This window comes from Variovorax sp. ZS18.2.2, from assembly GCF_024701975.1.
Classification (GTDB): Bacteria; Pseudomonadota; Gammaproteobacteria; order Burkholderiales; family Burkholderiaceae_C; genus Variovorax.
The window spans coordinates 610,074-632,523 of the sequence record NZ_JANLNM010000001.1 but is presented as its reverse complement, the minus strand read 5'-3'; the positions used below and the strand labels follow the sequence as shown (position 1 = coordinate 632,523).

Here is a 22,450-nt window from a genome sequence, read left to right as displayed (position 1 = left end):
TCTTTTCCACAACCAGAAGGAGCATCCAATGGATTTCAGCGACGTGAAGAAACTGGCCGGCCTGAGCCCGTTCGAACTGAAGGACGCCCTGATCCAGGTCGCCAAGCAGAGCGACCGCCTCATGCTCAACGCGGGGCGCGGCAATCCGAACTTCCTGGCCACCACGCCGCGGCACGGCTTCTTCCAGTTCGGCCAGTTCGCGATGAGCGAGGCCGAACGCTCCTACATCTACATGGAACACGTGGGCGGCTTTCCGCAGCGCGAAGGCATCGAGGCGCGCTTCGAGATCTTTGCCAACGCCCACGCGGGCGCGCCGGGCACGCGCTTCATCGAGGCGGCGGTGTCTTACGTGCGCGACCAGCTGGGGCTGTCGGCAGGCGACTTCATCTACGAGATGTGCGAGGCCATCCTCGGCTGCAACTACCCGGTGCCCGACCGCATGCTGCGGCTCTCGGAGATCATCGTGGGCAAGTACATCCACCAGGAGATGATCGGCACGCACCCCTTCGTGGGCGGCTTCGACATGTACGCGGTGGAAGGCGGCACGGCCGCCATGACCTACCTCTTCAACAGCCTGCGCGAGAACCACGTGCTCTCGCCCGGCGACACCATCGCGCTGGGCATGCCGATCTTCACGCCCTACATCGAGATTCCGCACCTGAACGACTACCAGCTGATCGAGACGCTGATCGAGGCGCCTTCGGAGAACAACTGGCAGTACACCAGGAAGGAGCTGCAGAAGCTGCTCGACCCGAAGGTCAAGGCCTTCTTCGTGTGCAACCCGAGCAACCCGCCCTCGGTGAAGATGAGCGACGAGGTGCTGGGCTACATCGCCGACATCGTGAAGCAGCGGCCCGACCTGATCATCCTCACGGACGACGTGTACGGCACCTTCGCGGACAACTTTCTCTCGCTGTTCGCGACCTGCCCGCAGAACACCATCCTGGTGTACTCGTTCTCGAAGTATTTCGGCGTGACCGGCTGGCGCATGGGCGTGGTGGCCACGCACGAGGACAACATCATCGACCGCAAGATCGCGGCCCTGCCCGAGGCGAAGAAGAAGGAGCTCGACGCGCGCTACAGCTCCATCACCACCGAGCCCCGCAAGCTGAAGTTCATCGACCGCCTGGTGGCCGACAGCCGCACCGTGGCACTGAACCACACGGCCGGCCTCTCGACACCGGTGCAGGCGCAGATGGTGATGTTCTCGCTCTTCTGCCTGATGGACGAACCGCAGGCCTACAAGCAGTCGATGAAGCGCATCGTGCTGCGCCGCAAGGAAGCCCTCTACCGCGAGCTGGGCCTGCCGATGCAGGACGACCCGAACTCGGTCAACTACTACCACCTGCTCGACCTGCAGGACATTGCCACGCAGATGCACGGCGAGCGCTTCGGCAAGTGGATCGTGACGAAGCTGCAGCCGAACGAGGCGCTGTTCCGCATCGCCGAGGAGACCAGCATCGTGCTGCTGCCGGGGCGCGGGTTCGGGGGCAAGCACGCATCGGGGCGGGTGTCGCTGGCGAACCTCAATGAATACGACTACGCGAACATCGGGAAGTCGCTGAGGAAGCTCGCGTCGGAGTACTTCGCACTGTTCGAGAAAGAGAACGGGGTGAAAGCCGGGAAACCCGCCAAGGTGGCCAAGACCGTCAAGGCCGGCAAGAAGAAGTAGGCCGCACTTCCCGCGCCCGACAGGGCGCGGGAAGTGCGCGAGAAGTGCGGAGGTTCAGGCAGGCTTGCGCGCCGTCAGCCACTGGGCCGGCGTCAACGCCGCCGCCACCACGCGCACCTCGCCGATGTTCCCGAAGAAGCCGTCGGCACGCGCACCGTCCCACGAGCCGCCACCCACCACCCACGGGGAGGTGGCCGAGAGCGTGGCCAGCCCCGGAATGGCCGCGGCGTTGCGCAGGACCGGCGCACCCTCGACGTACATCGTGGTGTCGTGCGACACCGGATCGTTCACGATCGCGATATGCACCCAGCGGTCGGCGATGACCTCGCCCGACCAGTTGGCCTTGGGGATCCGGGTGCCGGCCGGGCTCGGCACCACTTCCCACTGCACCTCGCGCAGGCTGGAGATGGCGAACAGCATCGGCGGCGATTCGCCGTCGCCGCCCGAATAGCCTGCCAGGTCACCGCGGCGGCCATCGCGCGTCATGATGTTCATCCACGCCTGCTTGTTGCCGGTCCAGCTCTTGTCGATCTTGACGAAGGCCTCGACGGTGTAGCCGTTCTCCAGCGTCTGCGCGTTGATCGGTGCCGCCGTGTCAGTGAGGAAGTAGCTCAGGCGAGGCACGTTCTTGTCGGTGTTCAGGAAACGCACCGAGCCGGGTGCTGCCGAGAGGTGATGGCGATCGTCGGTCCACACGATGTCGCCGTTCTCGGCCCCCACCACGCCGCCCTGGTTCAACGCATCGCGGTGCAGCGGGTTGTTGCCCGTGACGTCGACGATGGCCGTGCCCGGCAGCACCGGCTGGTTGACCCCGCCGCCGAAGAAGCGCCAGTGCGCCAGCGTGTTCGCCACCTTGGGGTAGTCGTCCGGGTTCGCGGCGGGCCGCTGCTCGACGGTGGCGGGGTCCTTGTAAGTGGCGAGGATCATTGCGCGGGCCTGGTCGACCAGCGAACCCTCGACGGTGGCGCTGCCGGTGCCGAAGCTCTTGTTGAAACCGGCGAAACGCTGCGCGAAGTCCATGTCGATGACGAAAGCCTCGTTGGGCGTGGTGAGCACGGCCTGGTCGAAGCTGTTGAGCGTGTCGGCCGGCTTCTGCGGCACCCAGGGCGAGAACGACAGCACCTTGATCTGCTTGTTCGTCAGGTCGAACTCGTAGAGGCGCATGAGGCCGTTGCCGCCCTGGTAGGCCATCTGGTAGTCCACCACCATCTCCTCGACCTTGCGGCCGAAGTCGTTGGTCTTCGTGAGGTGCGCGGCGCCGTGGTGATGGCCGTTGAGCGTCATGAAGATCTGGTCGTTGTCGCGAATCAGCTTCTCCCAGAGCATCTTGCCGTAGTCGGTCTCCAGCGGGCTGGTGCCGTCGGCATCGATGTTGAGCAGCTGGTGGTTGACCAGGATCACGGGCAGCGTCGGGTTCTTCGCGATCGCCTGGCGCGCCCAGGCGATGCCGGCGTCGGAGATGCGCCACGACAGCGAGAGCACCATGAACTTCTGGCCCTGCGCCTCGAACACGTGGTACTCGTGGAAGCCGCTCGCATCGCGCGCGCCGAAGGTGGACTGCTTCTTCGCGCGCTCGGTGCCGAACCACTGCAGGTAGGGCTCGTTGGCGAGATTGCGGCCGGCATCGGTGCCGTCGGCGGGATTGACGCTGTAGTCGACGTCGAACAGCACGTCGTGGTTGCCGGCCAGCACGCTGTAGGGCAGCCTGGCGTCTTCGAGCACCTTCATCGCGGCGTCGGCCACTTTCCACTGGTCGGGCTTGGTGACCTGGTCGACCACGTCGCCGAGGTGGATGGTGAAAGGGATGTTCAGCGCCTTGGCATTGGCGGCGATCCATTTCGTCTGCGCGGCGAAGGGTGCGCTGCCGAAGCGCTTGTCGTACTGGTCGCTCTCGGCCGCCGTGGCGTAGCGGGCGTAGAACTGGGTGTCGGGCATCACGGCCAGCGCGAAGCTGGATATCTTGGCCGCGACGGCAGGCGGAGCGGGCGGCGGCGACGATGCCGGCGCTGGCGCGGGTGCCGGCAACGCCCCCAGGCCAGGCGAGCCGCCGCCTCCACCGCAGGCGGCCAGCAATGCGCTGCTGCCGCCGACGGTCAGCAGGGATGCGCCGAGCTTGAGCACCTGGCGACGCGCAGGCGCATCCGCTTCGAGCTTCGTTTCATTGTTCGATGGCGCGGGCGAGGGAATGCGTGGCGCACGGGCGCCGCGCGGGTCGTCGGAAACGGACATGGAAAATTGGGCAAGACGTTGCGAAGCGCGCAGCGTAGAAGGCGGCGATGACGCCGCCATGCAAGGCCCGTGACACTTTGATCGGGGCGCGCCCCGTCAGGCTGCGGCCGCGCGCTCCGCCTGCTCCAGCCTCACCACCCGCCAGGCACAAAGGCTCCCCACCACCGCCAGCAACGCCGCGGCCGTGAACATCGCGCGGTAGCCGAACTCTTGTGCCACCGCCCCGCCGAGCAACACGCCCAGCACCCCGCCGAACCCATAGCCGATCACGGTAAAGAGCGCCTGCCCTCTCCCCCGCAGCCGGCCCGGGAAGCGGCGCGACACCACCGCGATGCAGGTCGTGTGGTGCGCCGCGAAGCTCAGCGCATGCAGCCACTGCGCCACGACCAGCGCGGCGATGAAGCCGCCGAGCCCCGCGGTGAGTCCGAGCCGCGCGACGGCCGCGATGCTGCACACCAGCATCCAGCGCGGCATCGGCAAGAGGCCGATGAGGCGGCCCTGCAGGAAGAACCAGACGATCTCGGCCACCACCGACAGCGCCCACAACAAGCCGATGACGCTCTTGCTGTAGCCCATCGAGTCGAGGTACAGCGAGAAGAAGGCGTACACCGAGAAGTGCGACATCACCTGGAAGAACAGCGATGCGAAGAACCACTGCACCACCGGGTTGCGCAGCACGGGTCCGATGGGCTCCTTGACGGCGTCGTGCGCCGCCACGGGCTCGCGCACGTCGGGCAGCTTCATCGTTGCGACGAGCACGATGGCCAGCGTGCCGGCCGCCCAGGCCGGAAAGTGCTTCATGCCGAAGCGCTCGAACCACTCGCCCGCGACGAACACGGTGAGCAGGAAGCCCGCCGAGCCGCAGAGGCGGATGCGCCCGTAGCGGCCCCAGTCGCCGGCCACCAGCTGCGCCATGGCGGCTTCGGTGAGCGACATCATCGAGCTGGTGTGGGTGAACATCACCAGCAGCACCAGCGCGAGCCACCACGCGCCGCCGTGCCACCAGAGCCCGAAGGAACTGAGCAACGCCACCGCCGCGCTGAAGCGCAGCAGCATCACGCGGTGACCGGTGTGGTCGCTGAGCGCGCCCCAGGCATAGGGCGCGAACACGCGCGTGATCGACTGCACCGAGGCCAGCAGGCTGATCGTGAAGATCGGCAGCCCCAGGTCCTTGAGCCACAGCGGCAGGTAGGGGTTGAAGAAACCGATGTGCGCGAAATAGCTGGCCGACAGACCAGCGAACGCCAGCAGGTGGCCGCGCTGGGCGGCCACTGGTGGCGGGGCGGACACTAGAGGAAAGACGCCTGCGGGGACGCGGCTTCGGTCTTCTGGGCGTCGGTCTGCACGTCGCCGCACTGCGCGCGATTGCGCAGCACGTGCTCCATCACCACCAGCGCGAGCATCGCCTCGGCGATGGGCGTCGCGCGGATGCCCACGCAGGGGTCGTGCCGGCCCTTGGTGACCACCTCGACGGGGTTGTTGTGGATGTCGATGGACTGGCGCGGGCTGATGATCGAGCTGGTGGGCTTGATCGCGATGCTCACCTCGAGGTCCTGCCCCGAGCTGATGCCGCCGAGGATGCCGCCCGCGTTGTTGGTGACGAAGCCGGTCGGCGTGATCGAGTCGCCGTGCGTGGTGCCGCGCTGGGTGACGCTGTCCCAGCCGGCGCCGATTTCCACGGCCTTCACCGCATTGATGCCCATCATCGCGTAGGCGATTTCGGCATCGAGCTTGTCGAAGAGCGGCTCGCCGAGGCCGATGGGCACGTTGGTGGCCGTGACGCGGATGCGGGCGCCGCACGAATCGCCGGCCTTGCGCAGGCGGTCCATGTAGGCCTCGAGTTCGCTCACATCGGCGATGGGGGCGAAGAAGGGGTTGTTGGGAACATGCTCCCAGCTCTCGAAGGGAATGGCGATTTCGCCGATCTGCGTCATGCAGCCGCGGAACACCATGCCGTGTTTTTCGGCCAGCCACTTCTTGGCGACCGCGCCGGCCGCCACCATGGGGGCCGTGAGCCGCGCCGAGGAGCGTCCGCCGCCGCGCGGATCGCGGATGCCGTATTTCTTCCAGTAGGTGAAGTCGGCGTGGCCGGGGCGGAACTGCTGGGCGATCTGCCCGTAGTCCTTGCTGCGCTGGTCGGTGTTCTGGATCAGGAGGGCGATGGGCGTGCCGGTGGTCTTGCCTTCGTAGACGCCGGAGAGGATCTGCACCGCATCGGGCTCCTGGCGCTGCGTGACGTGGCGGCTGGTGCCGGGGCGGCGGCGGTCCAGATCGCCCTGGATGTCGGCCTCGCTCAAGGCCATGCCCGGGGGGCAGCCGTCGATGACGCAGCCGATGGCCGGGCCATGCGATTCGCCGAAATTGGTGACCGCGAAAAGTGTTCCGAAAGTGTTGCCGCTCATGGCCGGGATTATCCCCACAAAGGGGCGCCCACTCAGTCGGTCGTGTTTTCCATGCGCTTGGTGAGCGTGCCCAGCTGCAGCTCGATGGAGAACAGCCGCTCGTTCAGCACGGCCGTCTGCAGGCGGATGGCCTCGACGATGGCCTTGGTCTGCGGGTCGGTGGTGTTCTCGGCCAGCTCCGCCAGGTCGTGCAGCTTCTTGCGCAGTTCGTTGCTCATGGAAGGCTCCGGTGATCTCGTCGTGGAAGCCCCAGTATGGGTGTTCGTCAGCGCTCCGGCAATGCGGCGGCACCCGGTGTTTCGGGGGCATTGGCTTCGCCGGCCTCACCCGAACCGCGCAGCCTGAAGGCGACGAGCCCGGCCACGATCAGCAGCACGGCGGCGCAGATGCCGGCCGTCAGGCGCAGGCCGTGCAGCAGCGCGGCGCGGCCCGCATCGAGCAGCTCGGCGCCTGCGCTCCCTGAGAGCTGGGCGGCCAGCGCGACCGCGCCGCCGAGCGTGCTGCGCGCGGCCTCCACTTCGGCCGCGCCCGCCAGCCCCGCGGGCACCGCGTCGGCCATCGTGCTGCGATAGATGGCCGCGCCAATGCTGCCGAGCATCGCGATGCCCAGCGCCCCGCCGAATTCGGAACTGGTTTCCGAAATGGCCGAGGCCACGCCGGCCCGCTCCGGCGGCGCGCTGCCCACGACCACGTCGGTCGCCAGCGTGAACACCGGCGCGAGGCCGAGCGAGGAGATGACCGCGCTCGCCACCAGCCAGGCGAGCCCGCCTTGCGCGGCGGACGCGGGCAGCACGACGAGCATCGCGAACCCCACCGCCGCCACGGCCAGCCCGCCGCCCATCACGTAAGCCGGGCGCATGCGCCGCACGAGCGCCGACACGACCATCGACCCCACGATGAAGGCCCCCGCCCCCGGCACGCTCCAGAGCCCCGCATGCAGCGGCGAGAGGCCCAGCACCAGTTGCAGGTACTGGGCGTTGTAGAGAAAGAGACCGAACATCACGAAGCACGCCAGCATGTAGGCCGCAAGCGACACAGTGAAGGCCGGCAGGCGAAAGAGCTGCAGGTCGATCATCGGGTTCGCAAGCCGCTTCTGCCGCCGCGCGAACACCCAGCCGAGGGCCACGCCCACCGCGATCGACAGCGCCGGCACCACGTCGGGTCCGTGCTCGGCGATCTGCTTGATGCCGTAGATGACGGCCAGCACCGCGCCCAGCGACAGCGCCACGCTGGCCAGGTCGAGCCGCCCCGCATCGGGATCGCGGTACTCGGGCAAAAGGATCGGCCCGAGCACCAGCAGCAGCACCATCACCGGCACGCCGATGAGGAACACCGAGCCCCACGGAAAGAACTGCAGCAGCACCCCGCCCAGCACCGGGCCGATGACGGCGCCGGCCGAGTAGCTCGAGATCCACACGCCGATGGCCACGGTGCGCTGCGCCGGGTCGAGGAACATGTTGCGGATCAGCGAGAGCGTCGACGGCGCGAGCGTCGCGCCCGCCACGCCGAGCAGCGCGCGCGTGGCGATGAGCATGTTCGCGCTGGTCGAAAACGCCGCCAGCACCGAGGCGATGCCGAACGCGGCCGCGCCGATCAGCAGCAGGCGCCTGCGGCCGATGCGGTCGCCCAGCGTGCCCATGGTCACCAAGAGGCCCGCCACGAAGAAGCCGTAGATGTCGACGATCCAGAGAAGCTGCGAGGCCGTGGGCTTGAGCTCCTCGCTGATCGCCGGAATCGCGAGATTCAGCACCGTGAGGTCCATCGAATAGAGCATGCACGGCAGCGCGATGACGGCCAGGCCCGTCCATTCGCGCACCGTGGCACGGGCGGGTGGCGATGTGGGGCGCGTGCCGCTCATGGCGTTCGCGCTCCGCCGCCTTTGACCCGCCGCACCTCGACGCTGCTGAAGCGGGCGGACGGAATGCCGGCCGCGAGCTCGAGCGCTTCTTCGTCGCTCTCGGCTTCGACCAGATAGAAGCCGCCGAGCTGTTCGCTGGTTTCGGCGAAAGGCCCATCGGTGACGGAGAGCTTGTTGCGGCGCATGCGCAGGGTCGTGGCCGCACCGGCGGGCTGCAGCGCTTCGGACACGACCAGCTTGCCGCGGGCGTGCAACTGCGCGTCGTAGTCGATGTGTTCGTCGATGTACATGTTCATCTCTTGCGGCGAGAGGTGGCTCGTCTGTTCCTCGGTTCCGTAGATCAGGCAAAGGTATCTCATGCTGCATTCCCCCCGGTCCTTGCGATGGTTTCGATGGGCCGCACTTCGATGGCGCCGTAGCGCGCCATGGGAATGCGCCCCGCCAGCTGGATCGCGGCATTCAGGTCGCGCGCCTCGATCAGGATGAACCCGCCGAGCTGTTCGCGGGCCTCGGCATAGGGGCCGTCGACGTGGGAGCGCTTGCCGCCCCGCACCTGCACGACCTTGGCGGTCTTCACGGATTCGAGCGCGTTCGAGGCGATGTAGTGGCTGGCCCTTTCGAGCTCGCGGTCGTAGGCATGGGATTCGTCGCCCAGGGCCTTGAGTTCGTCGGGCGGCATCGTATCGATCACCGCTTCGTCGTAGTGAACGAGGCAGAGGTATTTCATGGCGGTATCTCCTTGAAGAGGGAATGTGGACACCACTGGTCGATTGGCGATGGCGGAAATCGACATGCCCGGCACGAGCGGCATCAAAAAAATCTACTTGAGGTGCAGCAGGGTCAGTTGCCGCTCCAGGAATTTCCGCTCGGGCAACTGGCGCGCCAGCGACAGCGCGCGCTCGTAGGCCGTGCGCGCTTCGTCGATGCGACCCAATTGGCGGCACAGTTCGGCGCGGGCGCCGTGGGCCAGGTGGTAGTCGGCCAGTTCGCCGCGTGCGAGCAGCGCATCGATCAGCGCCAGCCCCGCCGCGGGTCCGTCGCGCATGGCGATGGCGGCGGCGCGGTTGAGTTCGGCCACGGGCGACGGATCCAGGCGCAGCAGCACGTCGTAGAGGCCGACGATCTGCGGCCAATCGGTGGTGGAGGGCTCGCGGGCTTCCGCATGCACGGCCGCGATGGCGGCCTGCAGCGCATAGGGACCGAAACGGCGCGACAGCAGCGCGCGCTCGACCAGCGCGGCGCCCTCCCCGATCTGCGCCCGGTTCCAGAGGCTGCGGTCCTGCGCATCGAGCAGCACCAGTTCGCCCTCGGGCAACGTGCGGGCCGCGCGGCGCGAGTCGTGCAGCAGCATCAGCGCGAGCAGGCCGAGCGCCTCGGGGTCGGGCAGCAGCTCGACGAGCAGACGGCCCAGCCGGATCGCCTCGGCCGAGAGGTCGGCGCGCGTGACGCTCTCGCCCGACGAGGCCGCATAGCCTTCGTTGAACACGAGGTACACCACGCGCAGCACCGCATCGAGCCGTTCGGGCAACTCGGCCAGCGAAGGCACCTGGTACGGAATGCCGGCATCTCGGATGCGGGCCTTGGCGCGCACGATGCGCTGCGCGATGGTGGGCGCGGGCACGAGAAAAGCGCGGGCGATTTCCTCGGTGGCGAGGCCGCAGACTTCGCGCAGCGTGAGCGCCACCTGCGCGTCGGGCGCGAGCGCGGGGTGGCAGCAGGTGAAGACGAGGCGCAGGCGGTCGTCTTCGAGGTCTTCGGCGTTGTCGTCATCCCACGCCGGCGCGGGATCGGCGAGGGCCGCCGTGTGCTCGGCCGCGTCGTCCCACGCGGTGAAGCGCGCCTGCCGGCGGATGCCGTCGATGGACTTGAAGCGCCCCGCCGACACCAGCCAGGCGCGCGGGTTCGCGGGCACGCCATCGCGCGGCCATTGCTCCAGGGCGCTGCGGAAGGCATCGTGCAGCGCCTCTTCGGCAAGATCGAAGTCGCCGAGCAAGCGCACCAGCGTGGCGAAGATGCGGCGCGACTCGGTGCGGTAGATCGCATCGATGGTGTCGGCGAGCGATACGTTCATGCTGCTGCGTTGTCCAGCCAGTGCCCGAGCTTGACGAGGGCACCGCTCCAGCCGTGGTTGTGGCCGTCGCGCGCCGCTTCATCGAAGAACCGCTCGTGCATGAGCACGAGTTCGCAGCCGTCGCCGTCGGGCTCGATCTGCACCGTGACGCGCGATTCGCGCTCGGGCGTGCTGCGCCAGGCCCAGCTGAAGACGAGCTTGCGGTTCGGCACGATCTCCAGATACGTACCGCTCACGTCGTGCGTCTCGCCGTCGTCGGCCAACATGGTCACGCGGAAGCGTCCACCGACGCGCAAATCGATCTCGACCAGCGGCACCGCGACGATTTCGTCGGGGCCGAACCAGAGCTTCAGCGCTTGCGGGTCGGTCCAGGCCCGCCAGACTTTGTCGGGCGCGACGCGGTAGTGCCGGCGGAGGGTGAGCGACGGGCGGGCTTGTTCTTCGGTGTCTCGGTCGGCAGGTTGTGCCATTCGGTCTCCTCCTGGTGGTAGAGAAAGCGCGCCAGTGCCTCGAGGCGCCCGGTCCAGAATTTCTCGTAGCGCGACAACCACACGGCGGCCTCCTGCATGGGCCGTGGCGACAGCGCGCAGCGCACGATGCGGCCCTCTTTCGTGCGGGAGATGAGGCCTGCGTTCTCGAGCACGCGCAGGTGTTTCATGAAACCGGTGAGGGACATGCCGTGCGGTTCGGCAAGTTCGGTGACGCTGAGGCTGCGCTCGCCCAGGGTTTCGAGCACGGTGCGGCGCGTCGAATCGGAGAGCGCGGCGAAGACGGCGTCGAGGGTTGCGGCTTCGGGAGGGGCGGCTGGGTGAACCATGCGGTTGAGTATGGGAAGGGGGTGAAGGGGCGTCAAGGGGCGACAAAGGGCGTCAAAGGGACAGGAAGAAAGTCACGAATGCCCCGTGGCGCAAACAAAAGCCCCCACGAACAGGAACGCTTTATGCGTGCTGCGGTGCAGCACACAACCACCTGCGAAGGAGCGCCCCATGCTGGACCGTACCGCCACCCAGTTCTCCCACGTCAAGCCCGGTGACACAGAGTTCGTCTCGGGCGGCCTGCGCGATTTCTTCCTGTACCGCGACCTGGGCGTCGCCGAGGCCACCAACGGCAAGGTCATCGCGCATCTGGTCAAGGCCAACATGGCACCGGAAACGGGCACCGGCTGGCACCGGCACGAGGCGGACTTCCAGATCGTCATCATGCTCAAGGGCTGGGCCCGCTTCATGTACGAGGACAAGGAGACCCTGGTCGAGGCCGGCGACGTGGTGCACCAGCGGCCGGGCATCCGGCACTTCCTGTTCGACTACTCGCCCGACATGGAGTACCTGGAGATCGTCTCGCCGGCGGACTTCAAGAGCATCGACGTCGAGCCGGTGTGCGAGATTCCGCCGCCCACGCCCTGGCCCTGAAAACGCACTGTTGGGCACTGGCCGGGGCCCCGATAGACTCCTCGCGTCTCACCAAAACCGACAACAACCGAGGAGAGAGAACTTGCGTATTCGTACTGCCCGCCTGACGGCCGGCTTGCTGCTCGCGTGCGCCCTTGCGGCCACCAATGTCGGCAACGCCGCATCACCGACCACTTCAACGGCTCCGGCCACTGCCTCTACAGCGAACTCGCTGGAAGCCGAGCAGGAAGCCGCCTTCAAGGCCGCCAAGGCCGTGCAGAAGGCCGGCCCCGCCGACATCCCCCTGCGCGACCAGGCCCACCTGCAGCTGCCGGCCGGCTACATCTGGGTGCCGACGCCCGCGGCCGCGCAGCTCATGCACAGCATGGGCAACCGCACCGACGACACCTTCATCGGCGCGATCTTCCCCGCCGACGACGCCGACTGGATGGCCGTCGTCAAGTTCGTGAAAGAGGGCTACATCAAGGACGACGACGCGAAGGACTGGAACGCCGACGACCTGCTCAAGAGCCTGAAGGAAGGCACCGAGGCCGCGAACGAGGAGCGCGCCAAGCGCGGCATCGACGGCATCGAGGTCACGGGCTGGGCGCAGAAGCCGCAGTACGAGGCCGAGACGCATCGCCTCGTGTGGTCGGCGCTCTCGAAGAAGAAGGGCAGCACGGGTGACAACCAGGGCGTCAACTACAACACCTATGCGCTGGGCCGCGAGGGCTACCTGAGCCTGAACCTCATCACCAACGCCAAGGACCTGGACACCTACAAGCCCGATGCCGCCAAGCTGTTGGCCGCGCTCCAGTACGACGACGGCAAGAAGTACGCGGACTTCAATTCGTCCACCGACAAGGTCGCGGCCTACGGCCTCGCCGCGCTGGTGGCCGGCGTTGCGGTCAAGAAGCTGGGCCTCTTCGCGCTCGCGCTGGCGTTCCTCGCCAAGTTCGCGAAGATCGCCGTCGTGGCCGGCGGCGCTGCGCTCTGGGGCATCGCGAAGGTCTTCAAGAAGAAGCCCGAGGCCTGACGACCCGTTCTTTCAATGTGCGAAAAATCAGAACAATACTGACGGAATATTGATCCAAAGCGATTGATTTCCGGGACTAATCTCGCAGCGATCCGAGCACCACAGGATCGTTCATGTCCCCCCACCTGAAACCCGTCTTCGCCCGCCTTGCCACAGGACTCGCAACCTTGGGCCTCCTGCTGTCGGCCACCCTGGCGCAGGCCCAGACCAAGCCGCTCAAGCCCGTGACCATCGCGCTGGGTACGCAGGTGGTCAACGTCACCTACCCCTGGCTGACACTGCCCATCGCCCTGGGTTACTGGAAGGCCGAGGGCTACGACGTGAGGATCGTCACCACCGGCGGCTCGCTGCAGGGCATCCAGCAGATGGTGGCCGGCGGCGTCGATTTCGCACAGGTCAACTCCACCGGCCTGATCCAGGCCAACACCGAGAACAACGTCGCCGTGCGCGGGCTCATGGGCACCGGCGTGATCGACTGGGGCGTCGGCGTGCCGCAGGACAGCCCCGTGAAGACGGTGGCGGACCTCAAGGGCAAGAAGATCGGCATCTTCAGCCTGGGCACGGGCGGCATGCCGCTGCTCAAGGGGTACCTCCGCGCCAACGGCATCAACCCCGACACCGAGGTGCAGATCATCGCGACCGGTGCCGGCGCGCCGGCGCTCGAGGCGCTGCGCGCGGGTCGCGTGCAGGCGCTGATGTTCTGGGGCTCCGCGCTCACCGGCTTCCAGAATGCGGGCGCGAACATGCGCGTGCTGTTCGATCCGGCGTGGCGCTCGCTGCCCGACTTCACCTTCGCCACCATGCAGAAGACCATCGACGCCGACCCGGCGATGGTCGAGGCCATCGCGCGCGGCGCGGCCAAGGCGACGCTGTTCGCGCAGACCGACCCCGAGTGCGCGCGCCAGATCCACTGGAAGAACTTTCCCGGCGCCAGGCCCACGGGCGCTGACGAGGCCACGCTCGCCAAATGGGACCTTGCGCTCCTGCGGACGCAGCTGGAGACGATGGCCGACGCACAGACCATGAACGGCGGCAAGCTGATCGGCGCGATGAGTCCGGCCGCCTACGGCCGCATGCAGGACGCGATGCTCAAGGACGGTCTGATCAAGCGCACGCTGCCACCCGAGTCGATGCTGTACCTGAAGCCCGGTTTCGTCGAGGCCATCAACCGCTTCGACCGCAATGCCGTCATCGAGGCCGCCAAGGCCTGCAAGGGGCTGTGACATGACGCCCGAACAATTCGTGGCGGGCCTGCCCAAGGCCGAACTGCACATGCACATCGAAGGCTCGATCGAGCCCGCGCTGTTCCTGCGGCTGGCCCGGCGCAACGGTGTGGCGCTGCGCTGGCAGACGGAAGACGAGCTGCGCGACGCCTACCGCTTCACCGATCTGCAGGACTTCCTGAACCTGTACTACGACGGCTGCCGCGTGCTCGTCGCGCCGCAGGATTTCCACGACGTGACGCGCGACTACCTGCGCCGCGCGCATGCCGATCGCGTGCTGCATGCGGAGATGTTCCTCGGCGTGCAGGGCCACACCAGCCGCGGGGTGCCGCTGGCCGCGGTGATGGAAGGCGTGTTCGGCGCGATGGACGCCGCAGAGGCCGAAGACGGCATGAGCTCGGGCCTGATCGTCGTCGTGCAGCGCCACCGCAGCGAAGACGAGGCGCTTGCGCTGCTCGAGGAACTGCGTCCCTGGTACGGCCGGCTGCTGGGCTTCGGCCTCGGCGGTGCGGAGCTGGGCAACCCGCCCTCGAAGTTCGCCGGGTTCTTTCGCTGCTGCCGCGAGCGCGGCTTCAAGGTGGTGGCGCATGCGGGCGAGGAAGGGCCGGCGGCCTACGTGCGCGAGGCGGTCGAACTGCTGCAGGTGCAGCGCGTGGACCATGGCAATGCCTGCCTCGACGACCCCGCGCTCGTCGCGCAGCTGGTGCGGCTGCGCATTCCGCTCACGGTGTGCCCGCTGTCCAACCTGAAGCTGCAGCTGGTGCCCTCGATGGCCGCGCACCCGCTGCGCAGGCTCATGGACGCGGGCCTGTGCGTGACCGTCAACTCCGACGACCCCTCCTACTTCGGTGGCTACGTCAACGACAACTACCTCGCATGCCAGCAGGCGCTCGGCCTCGGGCGCGACGACCTGACGAGCCTGGCGCGCAACAGCTTCGAGGCTGCCTTCATCACACCCGAGCAGCGTTCGGCCGCGTTCCGCGCCGTCGATGCATGGGTCGCCCACAGCATCCAGCAGGCAGCGGCATGAGCGCACTCGTCCAGTTCCCTGCCAGGCGAACGACGCTGCAGGAAGCATCGGGTGCCGTGCCGGCGTTCCGCTTCGACGGGCTGCACAAGACCTTCCGCTCGAAGGACGGCGCGGACGTGGTCGCGCTGCACGACGTGAGCTTCAGCGTTGCGCGCGGCGAGTTCGTCACCGTGGTCGGCCCGAGCGGCTGCGGCAAGAGCACGCTGCTGCGCATCCTGGCGGGCCTCGAGCGCGCGAGCCGCGGCACGGTCGAACTCGGCGGGCGGCGCCACAGCGGGCCGAGCCGCGATGTCGGGGTGGTGTTCCAGTCGCCCGTGCTGCTGCCGTGGCGCAACATCCTGGACAACGTGCTCGTGCCGGCGCAGATCCAGGGACGCGAGCCGAAGGCCGCGCGCGAACGCGCCCTGCACTACCTGCACCTCGTGGGGCTGGCCGGCTTCGAGACCAAGTACCCCGGCGAACTCTCCGGCGGCATGCAGCAGCGCGTGGGCATTGCGCGCGCGCTGGTCAACGATCCGATGCTGCTGCTGATGGACGAGCCCTTCGGCGCGCTCGACGCCATGACGCGCGAGACCATGAACGTCGAGCTGCTCAAGCTGCGCGAGCGCACCGGCGCCACGATCATGCTCGTGACGCACAGCATTCCGGAAGCCGTGTTCCTCGGCGACCGCGTGATCGTCATGTCGCCGCGGCCGGGGCGCGTCACGCAGGTGATCGACGTCGACCTGCCCGCCACCCGCACGCTGGACCTCATCAACACCGAGCGCTTCGGCAGCCACGTCCGCGGCATCCGGACCAACCTGAACGCCAGTGGAGGGCTCGACGGATGAGCACCGCTAACACCGAAAACATCGACTTCGAGCCCCCCGCGCCGTGGCTCACCCCCATGCGCCGCAAGGCGCTGATCGTGGCCGTCTTCGTCGCCGTGGTGGCCACGTGGCAGCTCGCGGTGAGCGCGCTGGGCGTGTCGCACCTGATCTTCCCGGGGCCTGTGGGCGTCGCCCGCTCGATCTACGACGTCTTCCAGTCGGGCGAGGTGTGGCCGCACCTGTGGGTGACGCTCTACGAGATCCTCGCGGGCTTCGCGCTCGGTGCATTCGCGGGCTTCCTGCTGGGCGCGTTGATCGGCCAGAGCGCGCTGCTCGAACTGGTGCTCTACCCGTACGTGGTCGCATTCCAGACCGTGCCCAAGGTGGCGGTGGCGCCGCTGTTCGTGCTGTGGTTCGGCTTTGACACCACATCCAAGGTGGTGATCACCGCGACCATCGTCTTCTTTCCGGTGCTCGCCAACACGATCGTGGGGCTTCGCTCGGCGCCCAGGGACCAGATCGACCTGATGCGCGCGTTCACCGCCTCCCCCTGGCATGTGTTCCGCATGGTGCGGCTGCCGCATGCGCTGCCCTATGTGTTCGCGGGGCTGGACATCGGCATCGTGCTGGCCGTGATCGGCGCGATCGTGGGCGAGTTCGTGGGTGCGCAGGCGGGCCTCGGCTACCTGATCCTGCAGCGCAACTTCTCGATGGACGCGGCGGGCATGTTCGCGATCCTCATCGTGCTCTCGGCCATCGGCATCGTGCTGCATGGGCTGATGAAGGCGATTGCGCGGCGCGTGGTGTTCTGGGCCGAGGCGTTCACCGACCTGTCCCGCGGCACCTGAAGCAACAACCCAACCACTACAAAGGAGCAACGCAATGACCCAACAAGAACAGCAGCTCGAAGCCCCGCGCAGGGCCTCCGCAGAGGAGATGCCGATCCTCGACCTGGGCCCGTGGCTGGCCGGCGGCCCGATCGGGCCGGTGGTCGAACAGTTCAAGGCCGCCTGCACCAACACCGGCTTCTTCTACGTGCGCAACCACGGCGTGCCGCAGGCCGTGATCGACGCGGTGTTCGACGCCACCCGGCGCTACATGTCGCTGCCGATGGAAGAGCGCCTGAAAGACCGCATCGACGAGCGCTTTCGCCGCGGCTTCATGCCGATGGGCGTCACGCAGCACCCGGGCCACAAGCCGGACCTGAAGGAAAGCTACGAACTCGGCATGGACCTGCCGCTCGCCGACCCCGACGTAGCGAACGGCCTGCCACTGCACGGCCCCAACCGCTGGCCCGCGGACAAGCCCTGGCTCGAACCCGCGGCCATGGCGTACTTCAACGCCACCATCGCGCTGGGGCGCAACCTGCTGAAGATCTTCGCCTCGGCCGTCGGCAAGGACGAAGGCTTCTTCCTGCAGTACGCCACCAAGCCGATGGTGCAGGCGCGGCTCTTTCACTACCCGCCGCAGGAATCGTTCACCAACCTGGAGCTGGGCGCCGCCGCGCATACCGACTACGGCATGCTGACCGTGCTGGCGCAAGACCCCATCGGCGGGCTGGAGCTGTGTACGCGCGGTGGCGAGTGGGTGGCCGCGCCGTATGTCGAGGGCACACTGGTCATCAACCTGGGCGATCTGGTGAAGGTGTGGACCAACGATGTCTACGTGTCCAACCGGCACCGCGTCGCGAACCGCACGGGCAAGGAGCGCTACTCGATTCCCACCTTCTTCAACCTCGACTACGACACGCCCGTGGCGTGCCTCCCCGAGTTCGCGCCCGGCGATGGCGAACCAAGGCACGCGCCCATCAGGTCGGGCGACTACCTGGTGCGCCGGTTCGCGGCCGTGCAGAAGTACAAGACGCCTGCGGAGCTGGCCGCGGGTTGACCACACCGCCGTGCGGCGCGTTCCTCACTTGGCGGCCTTGCCTCGCGGGGCCCGTGGCTCGGCATGCGGCTCGGCCAATTGTTCGGCCGCCTCGAGCGCGGCGGTGAGCTCCGACAGGAAAGCGGCCACCGGAATCGGCAGGCTGCGGCCCTTGTGCACGCTCAAGGCCAGGCGCTGCGGCCGGGCGCGCGGGTCCTTCAGTGGCACATAGGAACCCGCCCTCGGGCGCCCGAACGGATCTTCCAGCGGCGCGGTCGTGAAGGTGAGGCACATGCCCTCGGCCGCCACGTTGCGCATGAGCTCGTAGGAGTTGGTCTCCAGCGCGATGCGCGGGCGGATCTTCGCCTTGGCGAGCATCTCGTCGTATTGCTGCCTGGCCCACAGCGACGAATCGAGCCAGGACAGGCCGTACTCGGCGCAGCTGGAGAGCCGCAGCGACTTGCTGCCTTCGAGCGGATGCCCGGTCGGCACCAGCACGTACAACGGCAGGAGCCGCGAATAGACCACCGACATGTCCTGGAACGCGATGTCGCCGAAGGTGAAGCACGCGTCGAGGTCGTCTTCCAGCAGCATCTCTGCCAGCGTGGGGCTGCCGCTGACCTTCACGCTGAACGAGATGCCCGGATAGCGCTTGGAGAAGCCGGAGAAGAACTGCGGCATGAAGTCGCGCGTGAGCGATTCGGGCATGCCGAAATTGACGTGGCCTCGTTTGAGCCCCTGCAGCGCCTCGATCTCGGAGTGCAGTCGCCCGGACTCCTTGACGATGTTCTTGTGATAGCGCATCAGGATCTCGCCGGCCGCGGTGAGCTTGACCTTGCCGCGGCCCTGGCGCCGCTCCAGCAAGGGCGCGCCCAGCGAGTCCTCGAGCATGGCCAGTTGCCGGCTGATGGCTGAGGCCGCGACGTACAGGTTCTCGGACGCCGCCCTGATCGAGCCGGCGCGAACGACTTCGGCAAAGTACCGAAGCGAGGTCGTGGAGACGAGACTCAAGAGAACTCCGTGGTCTGGGTGCGAGGCGGAAGGGGCGCGGCAATTCTTGCACGCGCCATGCCGGCAGTGCCTGCCTTCCGCCTGCTGCAAGCCACGGAGGCAGCAGTCAGCGGCCCGTGAAACGCGGCGCCCGCTTCGCGACGAACGCCGCCACGCCTTCACGCGCATCCGCACTGCCCGCGCGTTCGTGCAGCAGCTTCTGCTCCATCGCGAAATGTTCTTCGATCGGCCGGCCCGGCGCGCCGCCGCACAAGGCCTTGATGCCCGCGAACGACGCGCTCGCACCAGCGGCCAGCCGCGCCGCCAGCGCCTCGCTCGCCGCCGCGAGTTCGGCATCCGGATACACCGCATCGACCGCACCCGTCGCCAGGCAACGTTGACTGTCGATGGGCTCGCTGAGCATCAGCCATTGCTGCGCCCGCACCGGCCCCACGCGGCGCGACAGGAAGTACGAGGCGCCCGCATCGGGCGAGAGGCCGATGGCCGCATAGCCCGTGCGCAGCTTCATCGACTCCGCGGCCAGCACGAAATCGCCGCACAGCGCGAGCCCCACGCCCGCGCCGCCGGCCGGACCGTTCACGGCCACCACCAGCGGCGCCGGGCCCGTCACCAGGCGCAGCAACACGGGATGAAGCCCGTCGAGAATCTCGTTCACCAGCCCGGGCAAGAGCTCGCCGGCCGCCACGAACTCGTCGATGTCGCCGCCCGCGCAGAAGGCCTTGCCCTCGCCGGTCAACAGGATGGCGCGCGGCTTCTGTTCGAGCACCTCGTCGATGGCTCGGACCAAAACCCGGGCGCTCGGCGATGTCAGCGCATTCGCGCTTTCTGGCCGCTTCAGCACGATGCGGCCGATGTCGTCGCGTACGCCCCAGGCAATGCCTTCGAGGGTTTCCATGTCAGATGCCGGTCAAGCCGCCGGTACACATCAGCGTCTGGCCGCTCACGTAGTCCGACTCGGGCGCGCACAGCAGGTACACCGCGCCGGCCGCTTCCTCGGGTGTGCCGCCACGCCCGAGCGGAATCGACTGCTCCATCATCGCGAGCAGCCCGGGGTTCACGCCGACCTTGATCTCGCGGCCTTCGATGTTGGCCGTGGCCGCATCGGCGGTGCTCGCGGTCAAGCGGGTCTGGATGAAGCCAAAGGCCACGCAATTGACCGTGACGTTCATGCGGCCCCACTCCTTCGCGAGCGTCTGCGTCATGCCGACGATGCCGGCTTTTGCGGTCGAATAGTTGGTCTGCCCCGCGTTGCCGAAGAGCCCGGCCACCGACGAGATATTGACCACCTTGCGCACCACGCGCCGGCCGGCTTCGCCCTCGGCCTTGGAGAGCGCGCGGATCACCGGCTGCGCCGCGCGCAGGATGCGGAACGGCGCGGTGAGGTGCACGTCGATCATCGCGTACCACTGCTCGTCGGTCATCTTCTGCACGACGCTGTCCCAGGTGTAGCCCGCGTTGTTCACGACGATGTCGAGGCCCTTGTATTCGCTCACCGCGGTGCCGATGAAGCGCTCGGCGAAGTCCGGCGCCGAGACGCTGCCGACACAGGCCACGGCCTGCCCACCCGCGGCGCGGATGGCCTGCACGGTTTCTTCGGCGGGCTCGGCATCGAGGTCGTTGACGACGATGCGCGCGCCTTCCGAAGCGAGCTTGAGCGCGATCGCGCGGCCGATGCCGCGGCCCGAGCCGGTGATGAGGGCGACCTTGCCTTCGAGCTTGAGTGTCATGTCTTTGTTCTTTCTTCTCTCGTTGGAATGGATCGGTCAGCGCAGCGCCACCAGCGCCTCTCCGGCGATGCGGGTCTGGCCGTACTGGTTGGCGCTCTGCACCTCGACGCGCACGCAGCGCTCGCCGTTGTGCTCCAGCTTCTCGACCACGCGGCCGGTGCAGCGCACCGCATGGCCGATGTGGGTGATGCCCTGGAAGCGCACGTCGAAGCGGCGCAGTTGCGACTGCGGCGCCCACTGCGTGACGAGGCGGCCCAGCCAGGCCATGCCCAGCATTCCCTGCGCGAACACGTCGGGCATGCCGGCCTTGCGCGCGAAGTCGGTGTCGATGTGGATCGGGTTGTGGTCACCCGAGGCGCCCGCGAAGAGCGCGAGCGTGGTGCGGTTGACCGGCGCAAGCTGCAATGCGGGCAGCTCGTCGCCGATCTGGGTGTTGTCGTAGGTGATGGTGGTCATCGTGCGTTTTCTTTCTTCAGTGGCGGCAGACGATCACGGTGCGCAGCTCGGCCACGAGCTCGTCGCGCTGGTTGGTGGCGCGCGAGGTCTTCACGACGAATTCGAGCGCGCCGTTCTTCTTGTCGTAGATGTCGCTGATGGTGGAGCGCACCGTCACCGTGTCGCCCACGCAGGCGGGCCGGTGGTAGCTGAAGCTCTGCTCGCCGTGCAGCAGCTTCGACAGCGGGATCTGCAGGTCGTCGAGCAACTGGTTCGACGCGCCCGAATCCAGTTCGGCCGCGAACAGGAAGGTCGGCGGCGCGGGCAGGTCTGCGTAGCCCGCGTCGCGTGCGGCGGCGGCATCGGTGTAGACCGGATCGGTCTCGCCAATGGCCTTGGCGAAGAACTGCAGCCGCGTGCGCTCGATGGGGAGCACCGAGGCGGGCAGCTCGTGGCCGATCCATTTCTTGTCGATCATGTGTGCGGGCCTCAGACACGTTCGTAGAGCGTGACCACGCAGGCGCCGCCCAACCCGAGGTTGTGCTGCAGCGCCATCCGCGCGCCTTCGACCTGTCGCTTGTCTGCCGTACCGCGCAGCTGCTGGACCAGCTCCGTGCATTGCGCAAGACCGGTCGCCCCCAGCGGATGCCCCTTCGACAGCAGCCCACCCGACGGATTGGTCACCACCTTGCCGCCATAGGTGTTGTCGCCATCGACCACGAACTTCTCCGCGCCGCCGACCGGGCACAGGCCCAGCGCCTCGTAGCTGATGAGCTCGTTGTGCGCGAAGCAGTCGTGCAGCTCGACCACGTCGATGTCCTGCGGGCCGACGCCGGCCGCGTCGTACACCTTCTGCGCGGCCTCCTGCGCCATGCTGAAGCCGACCACCTCGCGCATGTCGCGGCTCTCGAAGGTCACGGGGCGGTCGGTGGTCATGGCCTGCGCCTTGATGCGCACGCTGCGGTCCAGGCCGTGGCGTTCCGCAAAACGCGGCGAACACACGATGGCCGCGGCCGCGCCGCAGGTGGGCGGGCAGGCCATGAGCCGCGTCATCACGCCGGGCCACATGACGGGCGCGGCCATCACTTCGTCCTCGGTGACGACGGTGCGGAACAGCGCCACCGGGTTGTTCGATGCATGGCGGCTGGCCTTGGCGCGGATCTTCGCGAAGGTGGACATCTGCGTGCCGTACTGCTGCATGTGCGCGAGCCCCGCACCGCCGAAGTAGCGCAGCGCGAGCGGCACCTGCTCGTTGCCGACCAGCTCGTCGGTGATGGTCTCGAAATTGTCGAAGGGGCTCGGCCGGTCGTTGAACACCGCGCCCAACGCGCCCGGGCTCATGTGCTCGAAGCCGAGTGCGAGCACGCAGTCGGCGGCACCGCTGGCCACGGCCTGGCGCGCGAGGAAGAGCGCGGTCGAACCGGTCGAGCAGTTGTTGTTGACGTTGACGACCGGGATGCCCGTCATGCCCACCTCGTACAGCGCGCGCTGGCCGGCGGTGGAGTCGCCGTACACGTAGCCGACATAGGCTTGCTGGATCAACTCATAGCCGATGCCCGCATCCTTGAGCGCAGCATTCGTGGCGTGCGCAGCCATCTGCGGATAGGGCTGGTTCGCGCCCGGCTTGGTGAAAGGGATCATGCCGACCCCGACCACATAGACGTCTTGACTCATGAAGGTCTCCTTGATGTTT

Annotated in this window: 23 protein-coding genes and 1 pseudogene; 8 read left to right on the top strand and 16 right to left on the bottom strand. The window is 67.7% G+C overall.

The annotated features are described in order from the left end of the window. Positions 1 to 28 precede the first annotated feature (28 nt). A complete protein-coding gene (locus NU688_RS03115) occupies positions 29 to 1,672 on the top strand; it encodes a bifunctional aspartate transaminase/aspartate 4-decarboxylase (RefSeq protein WP_257859077.1) in 1,644 nt (547 codons plus the stop codon). 54 nt (positions 1,673 to 1,726) lie between these two features. Here the strand turns inward: NU688_RS03115 and NU688_RS03110 are convergent, their stop codons facing one another. The 10 genes and pseudogenes from NU688_RS03110 to NU688_RS33920 all read right to left on the bottom strand — a co-directional run. Then, the gene (locus tag NU688_RS03110; RefSeq protein WP_257859076.1) at positions 1,727 to 3,901 is read right to left on the bottom strand and encodes a LamG-like jellyroll fold domain-containing protein; all 2,175 of its coding nucleotides are present in this window, start codon (positions 3,899 to 3,901) and stop codon (positions 1,727 to 1,729) included. 96 nt (positions 3,902 to 3,997) lie between these two features. After that, positions 3,998 to 5,191, bottom strand: a complete 1,194-nt coding sequence (locus NU688_RS03105) for an MFS transporter (RefSeq protein ID WP_257859075.1) — start codon at positions 5,189 to 5,191, stop codon at positions 3,998 to 4,000. Beyond that, positions 5,191 to 6,303, bottom strand: coding sequence for a chorismate synthase (aroC, locus tag NU688_RS03100; protein WP_257859074.1), 1,113 nt, complete (start codon positions 6,301 to 6,303; stop codon positions 5,191 to 5,193). The genes NU688_RS03105 and aroC overlap by 1 nt, the downstream gene beginning before the upstream one ends. A 32-nt stretch (positions 6,304 to 6,335) precedes the next feature. Continuing rightward, on the bottom strand, positions 6,336 to 6,521 hold the full coding sequence (locus NU688_RS03095) for a hypothetical protein (protein WP_257859073.1): 186 nt from the start codon (positions 6,519 to 6,521) through the stop codon (positions 6,336 to 6,338). A 47-nt stretch (positions 6,522 to 6,568) separates the two neighbouring features. Continuing rightward, entirely contained in the window at positions 6,569 to 8,161 is a 1,593-nt protein-coding gene (locus NU688_RS03090; RefSeq protein WP_257859072.1) for an MFS transporter, read from the bottom strand. After that, positions 8,158 to 8,520, bottom strand: coding sequence for a YciI family protein (locus NU688_RS03085; RefSeq protein WP_257859071.1), 363 nt, complete (start codon positions 8,518 to 8,520; stop codon positions 8,158 to 8,160). The genes NU688_RS03090 and NU688_RS03085 overlap by 4 nt, the downstream gene beginning before the upstream one ends. Beyond that, positions 8,517 to 8,888, bottom strand: a complete 372-nt coding sequence (locus NU688_RS03080; protein WP_257859070.1) for a YciI family protein — start codon at positions 8,886 to 8,888, stop codon at positions 8,517 to 8,519. The genes NU688_RS03085 and NU688_RS03080 overlap by 4 nt, the downstream gene beginning before the upstream one ends. A 93-nt stretch (positions 8,889 to 8,981) precedes the next feature. Next, positions 8,982 to 10,232, bottom strand: a complete 1,251-nt coding sequence (locus NU688_RS03075; protein ID WP_257859069.1) for an RNA polymerase sigma factor — start codon at positions 10,230 to 10,232, stop codon at positions 8,982 to 8,984. Then, on the bottom strand, positions 10,229 to 10,702 hold the full coding sequence (locus NU688_RS03070; RefSeq protein ID WP_308340279.1) for an SRPBCC domain-containing protein: 474 nt from the start codon (positions 10,700 to 10,702) through the stop codon (positions 10,229 to 10,231). Before NU688_RS03070 ends, NU688_RS03075 begins: the two co-directional genes overlap by 4 nt. A 149-nt stretch (positions 10,703 to 10,851) precedes the next feature. Beyond that, positions 10,852 to 11,049 (bottom strand): annotated as a pseudogene (locus tag NU688_RS33920) (ArsR/SmtB family transcription factor); the annotation flags it as partial. 169 nt (positions 11,050 to 11,218) lie between these two features. Between NU688_RS33920 and NU688_RS03060 the strand changes: the two are divergent. The 7 genes from NU688_RS03060 to NU688_RS03030 all read left to right on the top strand — a co-directional run bounded on the left by NU688_RS03060 (position 11,219) and on the right by NU688_RS03030 (position 17,605). Beyond that, entirely contained in the window at positions 11,219 to 11,641 is a 423-nt protein-coding gene (locus NU688_RS03060; protein ID WP_257859067.1) for a cupin domain-containing protein, read from the top strand. An 82-nt stretch (positions 11,642 to 11,723) separates the two neighbouring features. Further along, positions 11,724 to 12,656, top strand: coding sequence for a DUF2167 domain-containing protein (locus NU688_RS03055; RefSeq protein ID WP_257859066.1), 933 nt, complete (start codon positions 11,724 to 11,726; stop codon positions 12,654 to 12,656). A 113-nt stretch (positions 12,657 to 12,769) separates the two neighbouring features. Further along, the gene (locus tag NU688_RS03050) at positions 12,770 to 13,879 is read left to right on the top strand and encodes an ABC transporter substrate-binding protein (protein WP_257859065.1); all 1,110 of its coding nucleotides are present in this window, start codon (positions 12,770 to 12,772) and stop codon (positions 13,877 to 13,879) included. A gap of 1 nt (position 13,880) precedes the next feature. Next, a complete protein-coding gene (locus tag NU688_RS03045) occupies positions 13,881 to 14,909 on the top strand; it encodes an adenosine deaminase (RefSeq protein WP_257859064.1) in 1,029 nt (342 codons plus the stop codon). After that, positions 14,906 to 15,739 (top strand): ABC transporter ATP-binding protein, encoded by an 834-nt coding sequence (locus tag NU688_RS03040; RefSeq protein WP_257859063.1) that lies wholly within the window; start codon positions 14,906 to 14,908, stop codon positions 15,737 to 15,739. The genes NU688_RS03045 and NU688_RS03040 overlap by 4 nt, the downstream gene beginning before the upstream one ends. After that, a complete protein-coding gene (locus tag NU688_RS03035) occupies positions 15,736 to 16,566 on the top strand; it encodes an ABC transporter permease (protein ID WP_257859062.1) in 831 nt (276 codons plus the stop codon). Before NU688_RS03040 ends, NU688_RS03035 begins: the two co-directional genes overlap by 4 nt. Positions 16,567 to 16,600: 34 nt before the next feature. After that, complete coding sequence (locus tag NU688_RS03030; protein ID WP_257859061.1) at positions 16,601 to 17,605, top strand: isopenicillin N synthase family oxygenase; 1,005 nt, start codon at positions 16,601 to 16,603, stop codon at positions 17,603 to 17,605. A 24-nt stretch (positions 17,606 to 17,629) separates the two neighbouring features. Here the strand turns inward: NU688_RS03030 and NU688_RS03025 are convergent, their stop codons facing one another. From NU688_RS03025 to NU688_RS03000, 6 genes are all read right to left on the bottom strand, one after another. After that, entirely contained in the window at positions 17,630 to 18,595 is a 966-nt protein-coding gene (locus tag NU688_RS03025; RefSeq protein ID WP_257859060.1) for a LysR family transcriptional regulator, read from the bottom strand. 106 nt (positions 18,596 to 18,701) lie between these two features. Further along, on the bottom strand, positions 18,702 to 19,490 hold the full coding sequence (locus NU688_RS03020) for an enoyl-CoA hydratase-related protein (protein WP_257859059.1): 789 nt from the start codon (positions 19,488 to 19,490) through the stop codon (positions 18,702 to 18,704). A 1-nt stretch (position 19,491) separates the two neighbouring features. Beyond that, a complete protein-coding gene (locus tag NU688_RS03015; RefSeq protein ID WP_257859058.1) occupies positions 19,492 to 20,322 on the bottom strand; it encodes an SDR family NAD(P)-dependent oxidoreductase in 831 nt (276 codons plus the stop codon). A gap of 36 nt (positions 20,323 to 20,358) precedes the next feature. Then, positions 20,359 to 20,778, bottom strand: a complete 420-nt coding sequence (locus NU688_RS03010; RefSeq protein WP_257859057.1) for a MaoC family dehydratase — start codon at positions 20,776 to 20,778, stop codon at positions 20,359 to 20,361. A 16-nt stretch (positions 20,779 to 20,794) separates the two neighbouring features. After that, on the bottom strand, positions 20,795 to 21,235 hold the full coding sequence (locus NU688_RS03005) for a MaoC family dehydratase N-terminal domain-containing protein (RefSeq protein ID WP_257859056.1): 441 nt from the start codon (positions 21,233 to 21,235) through the stop codon (positions 20,795 to 20,797). An 11-nt stretch (positions 21,236 to 21,246) separates the two neighbouring features. Further along, positions 21,247 to 22,431, bottom strand: a complete 1,185-nt coding sequence (locus NU688_RS03000; RefSeq protein ID WP_206178415.1) for a lipid-transfer protein — start codon at positions 22,429 to 22,431, stop codon at positions 21,247 to 21,249. Positions 22,432 to 22,450 lie beyond the last annotated feature (19 nt).

Bases quoted from the DNA above. Each gene is read 5' to 3' on its own strand.
- NU688_RS03000 (WP_206178415.1), bottom strand. From the start codon at position 22,431: ATGAGTCAAGACGTCTATGTGGTCGGGGTCGGCATGATCCCTTTCACC.
- NU688_RS03110 (WP_257859076.1), bottom strand. From the start codon at position 3,901: ATGTCCGTTTCCGACGACCCGCGCGGCGCCCGTGCGCCACGCATTCCC.
- NU688_RS03030 (WP_257859061.1), top strand. From the start codon at position 16,601: ATGACCCAACAAGAACAGCAGCTCGAAGCCCCGCGCAGGGCCTCCGCA.
- NU688_RS03060 (WP_257859067.1), top strand. From the start codon at position 11,219: ATGCTGGACCGTACCGCCACCCAGTTCTCCCACGTCAAGCCCGGTGAC.
- NU688_RS03085 (WP_257859071.1), bottom strand. From the start codon at position 8,520: ATGAGATACCTTTGCCTGATCTACGGAACCGAGGAACAGACGAGCCAC.
- NU688_RS03005 (WP_257859056.1), bottom strand. From the start codon at position 21,235: ATGATCGACAAGAAATGGATCGGCCACGAGCTGCCCGCCTCGGTGCTC.
- NU688_RS03080 (WP_257859070.1), bottom strand. From the start codon at position 8,888: ATGAAATACCTCTGCCTCGTTCACTACGACGAAGCGGTGATCGATACG.
- NU688_RS03035 (WP_257859062.1), top strand. From the start codon at position 15,736: ATGAGCACCGCTAACACCGAAAACATCGACTTCGAGCCCCCCGCGCCG.
- NU688_RS03010 (WP_257859057.1), bottom strand. From the start codon at position 20,778: ATGACCACCATCACCTACGACAACACCCAGATCGGCGACGAGCTGCCC.
- NU688_RS03020 (WP_257859059.1), bottom strand. From the start codon at position 19,490: ATGGAAACCCTCGAAGGCATTGCCTGGGGCGTACGCGACGACATCGGC.
- NU688_RS03075 (WP_257859069.1), bottom strand. From the start codon at position 10,232: ATGAACGTATCGCTCGCCGACACCATCGATGCGATCTACCGCACCGAG.
- NU688_RS03045 (WP_257859064.1), top strand. From the start codon at position 13,881: ATGACGCCCGAACAATTCGTGGCGGGCCTGCCCAAGGCCGAACTGCAC.
- NU688_RS03050 (WP_257859065.1), top strand. From the start codon at position 12,770: ATGTCCCCCCACCTGAAACCCGTCTTCGCCCGCCTTGCCACAGGACTC.
- NU688_RS03090 (WP_257859072.1), bottom strand. From the start codon at position 8,161: ATGAGCGGCACGCGCCCCACATCGCCACCCGCCCGTGCCACGGTGCGC.
- NU688_RS03015 (WP_257859058.1), bottom strand. From the start codon at position 20,322: ATGACACTCAAGCTCGAAGGCAAGGTCGCCCTCATCACCGGCTCGGGC.
- NU688_RS03115 (WP_257859077.1), top strand. From the start codon at position 29: ATGGATTTCAGCGACGTGAAGAAACTGGCCGGCCTGAGCCCGTTCGAA.
- NU688_RS03070 (WP_308340279.1), bottom strand. From the start codon at position 10,702: ATGGCACAACCTGCCGACCGAGACACCGAAGAACAAGCCCGCCCGTCG.
- NU688_RS03095 (WP_257859073.1), bottom strand. From the start codon at position 6,521: ATGAGCAACGAACTGCGCAAGAAGCTGCACGACCTGGCGGAGCTGGCC.
- NU688_RS03040 (WP_257859063.1), top strand. From the start codon at position 14,906: ATGAGCGCACTCGTCCAGTTCCCTGCCAGGCGAACGACGCTGCAGGAA.
- aroC (WP_257859074.1), bottom strand. From the start codon at position 6,303: ATGAGCGGCAACACTTTCGGAACACTTTTCGCGGTCACCAATTTCGGC.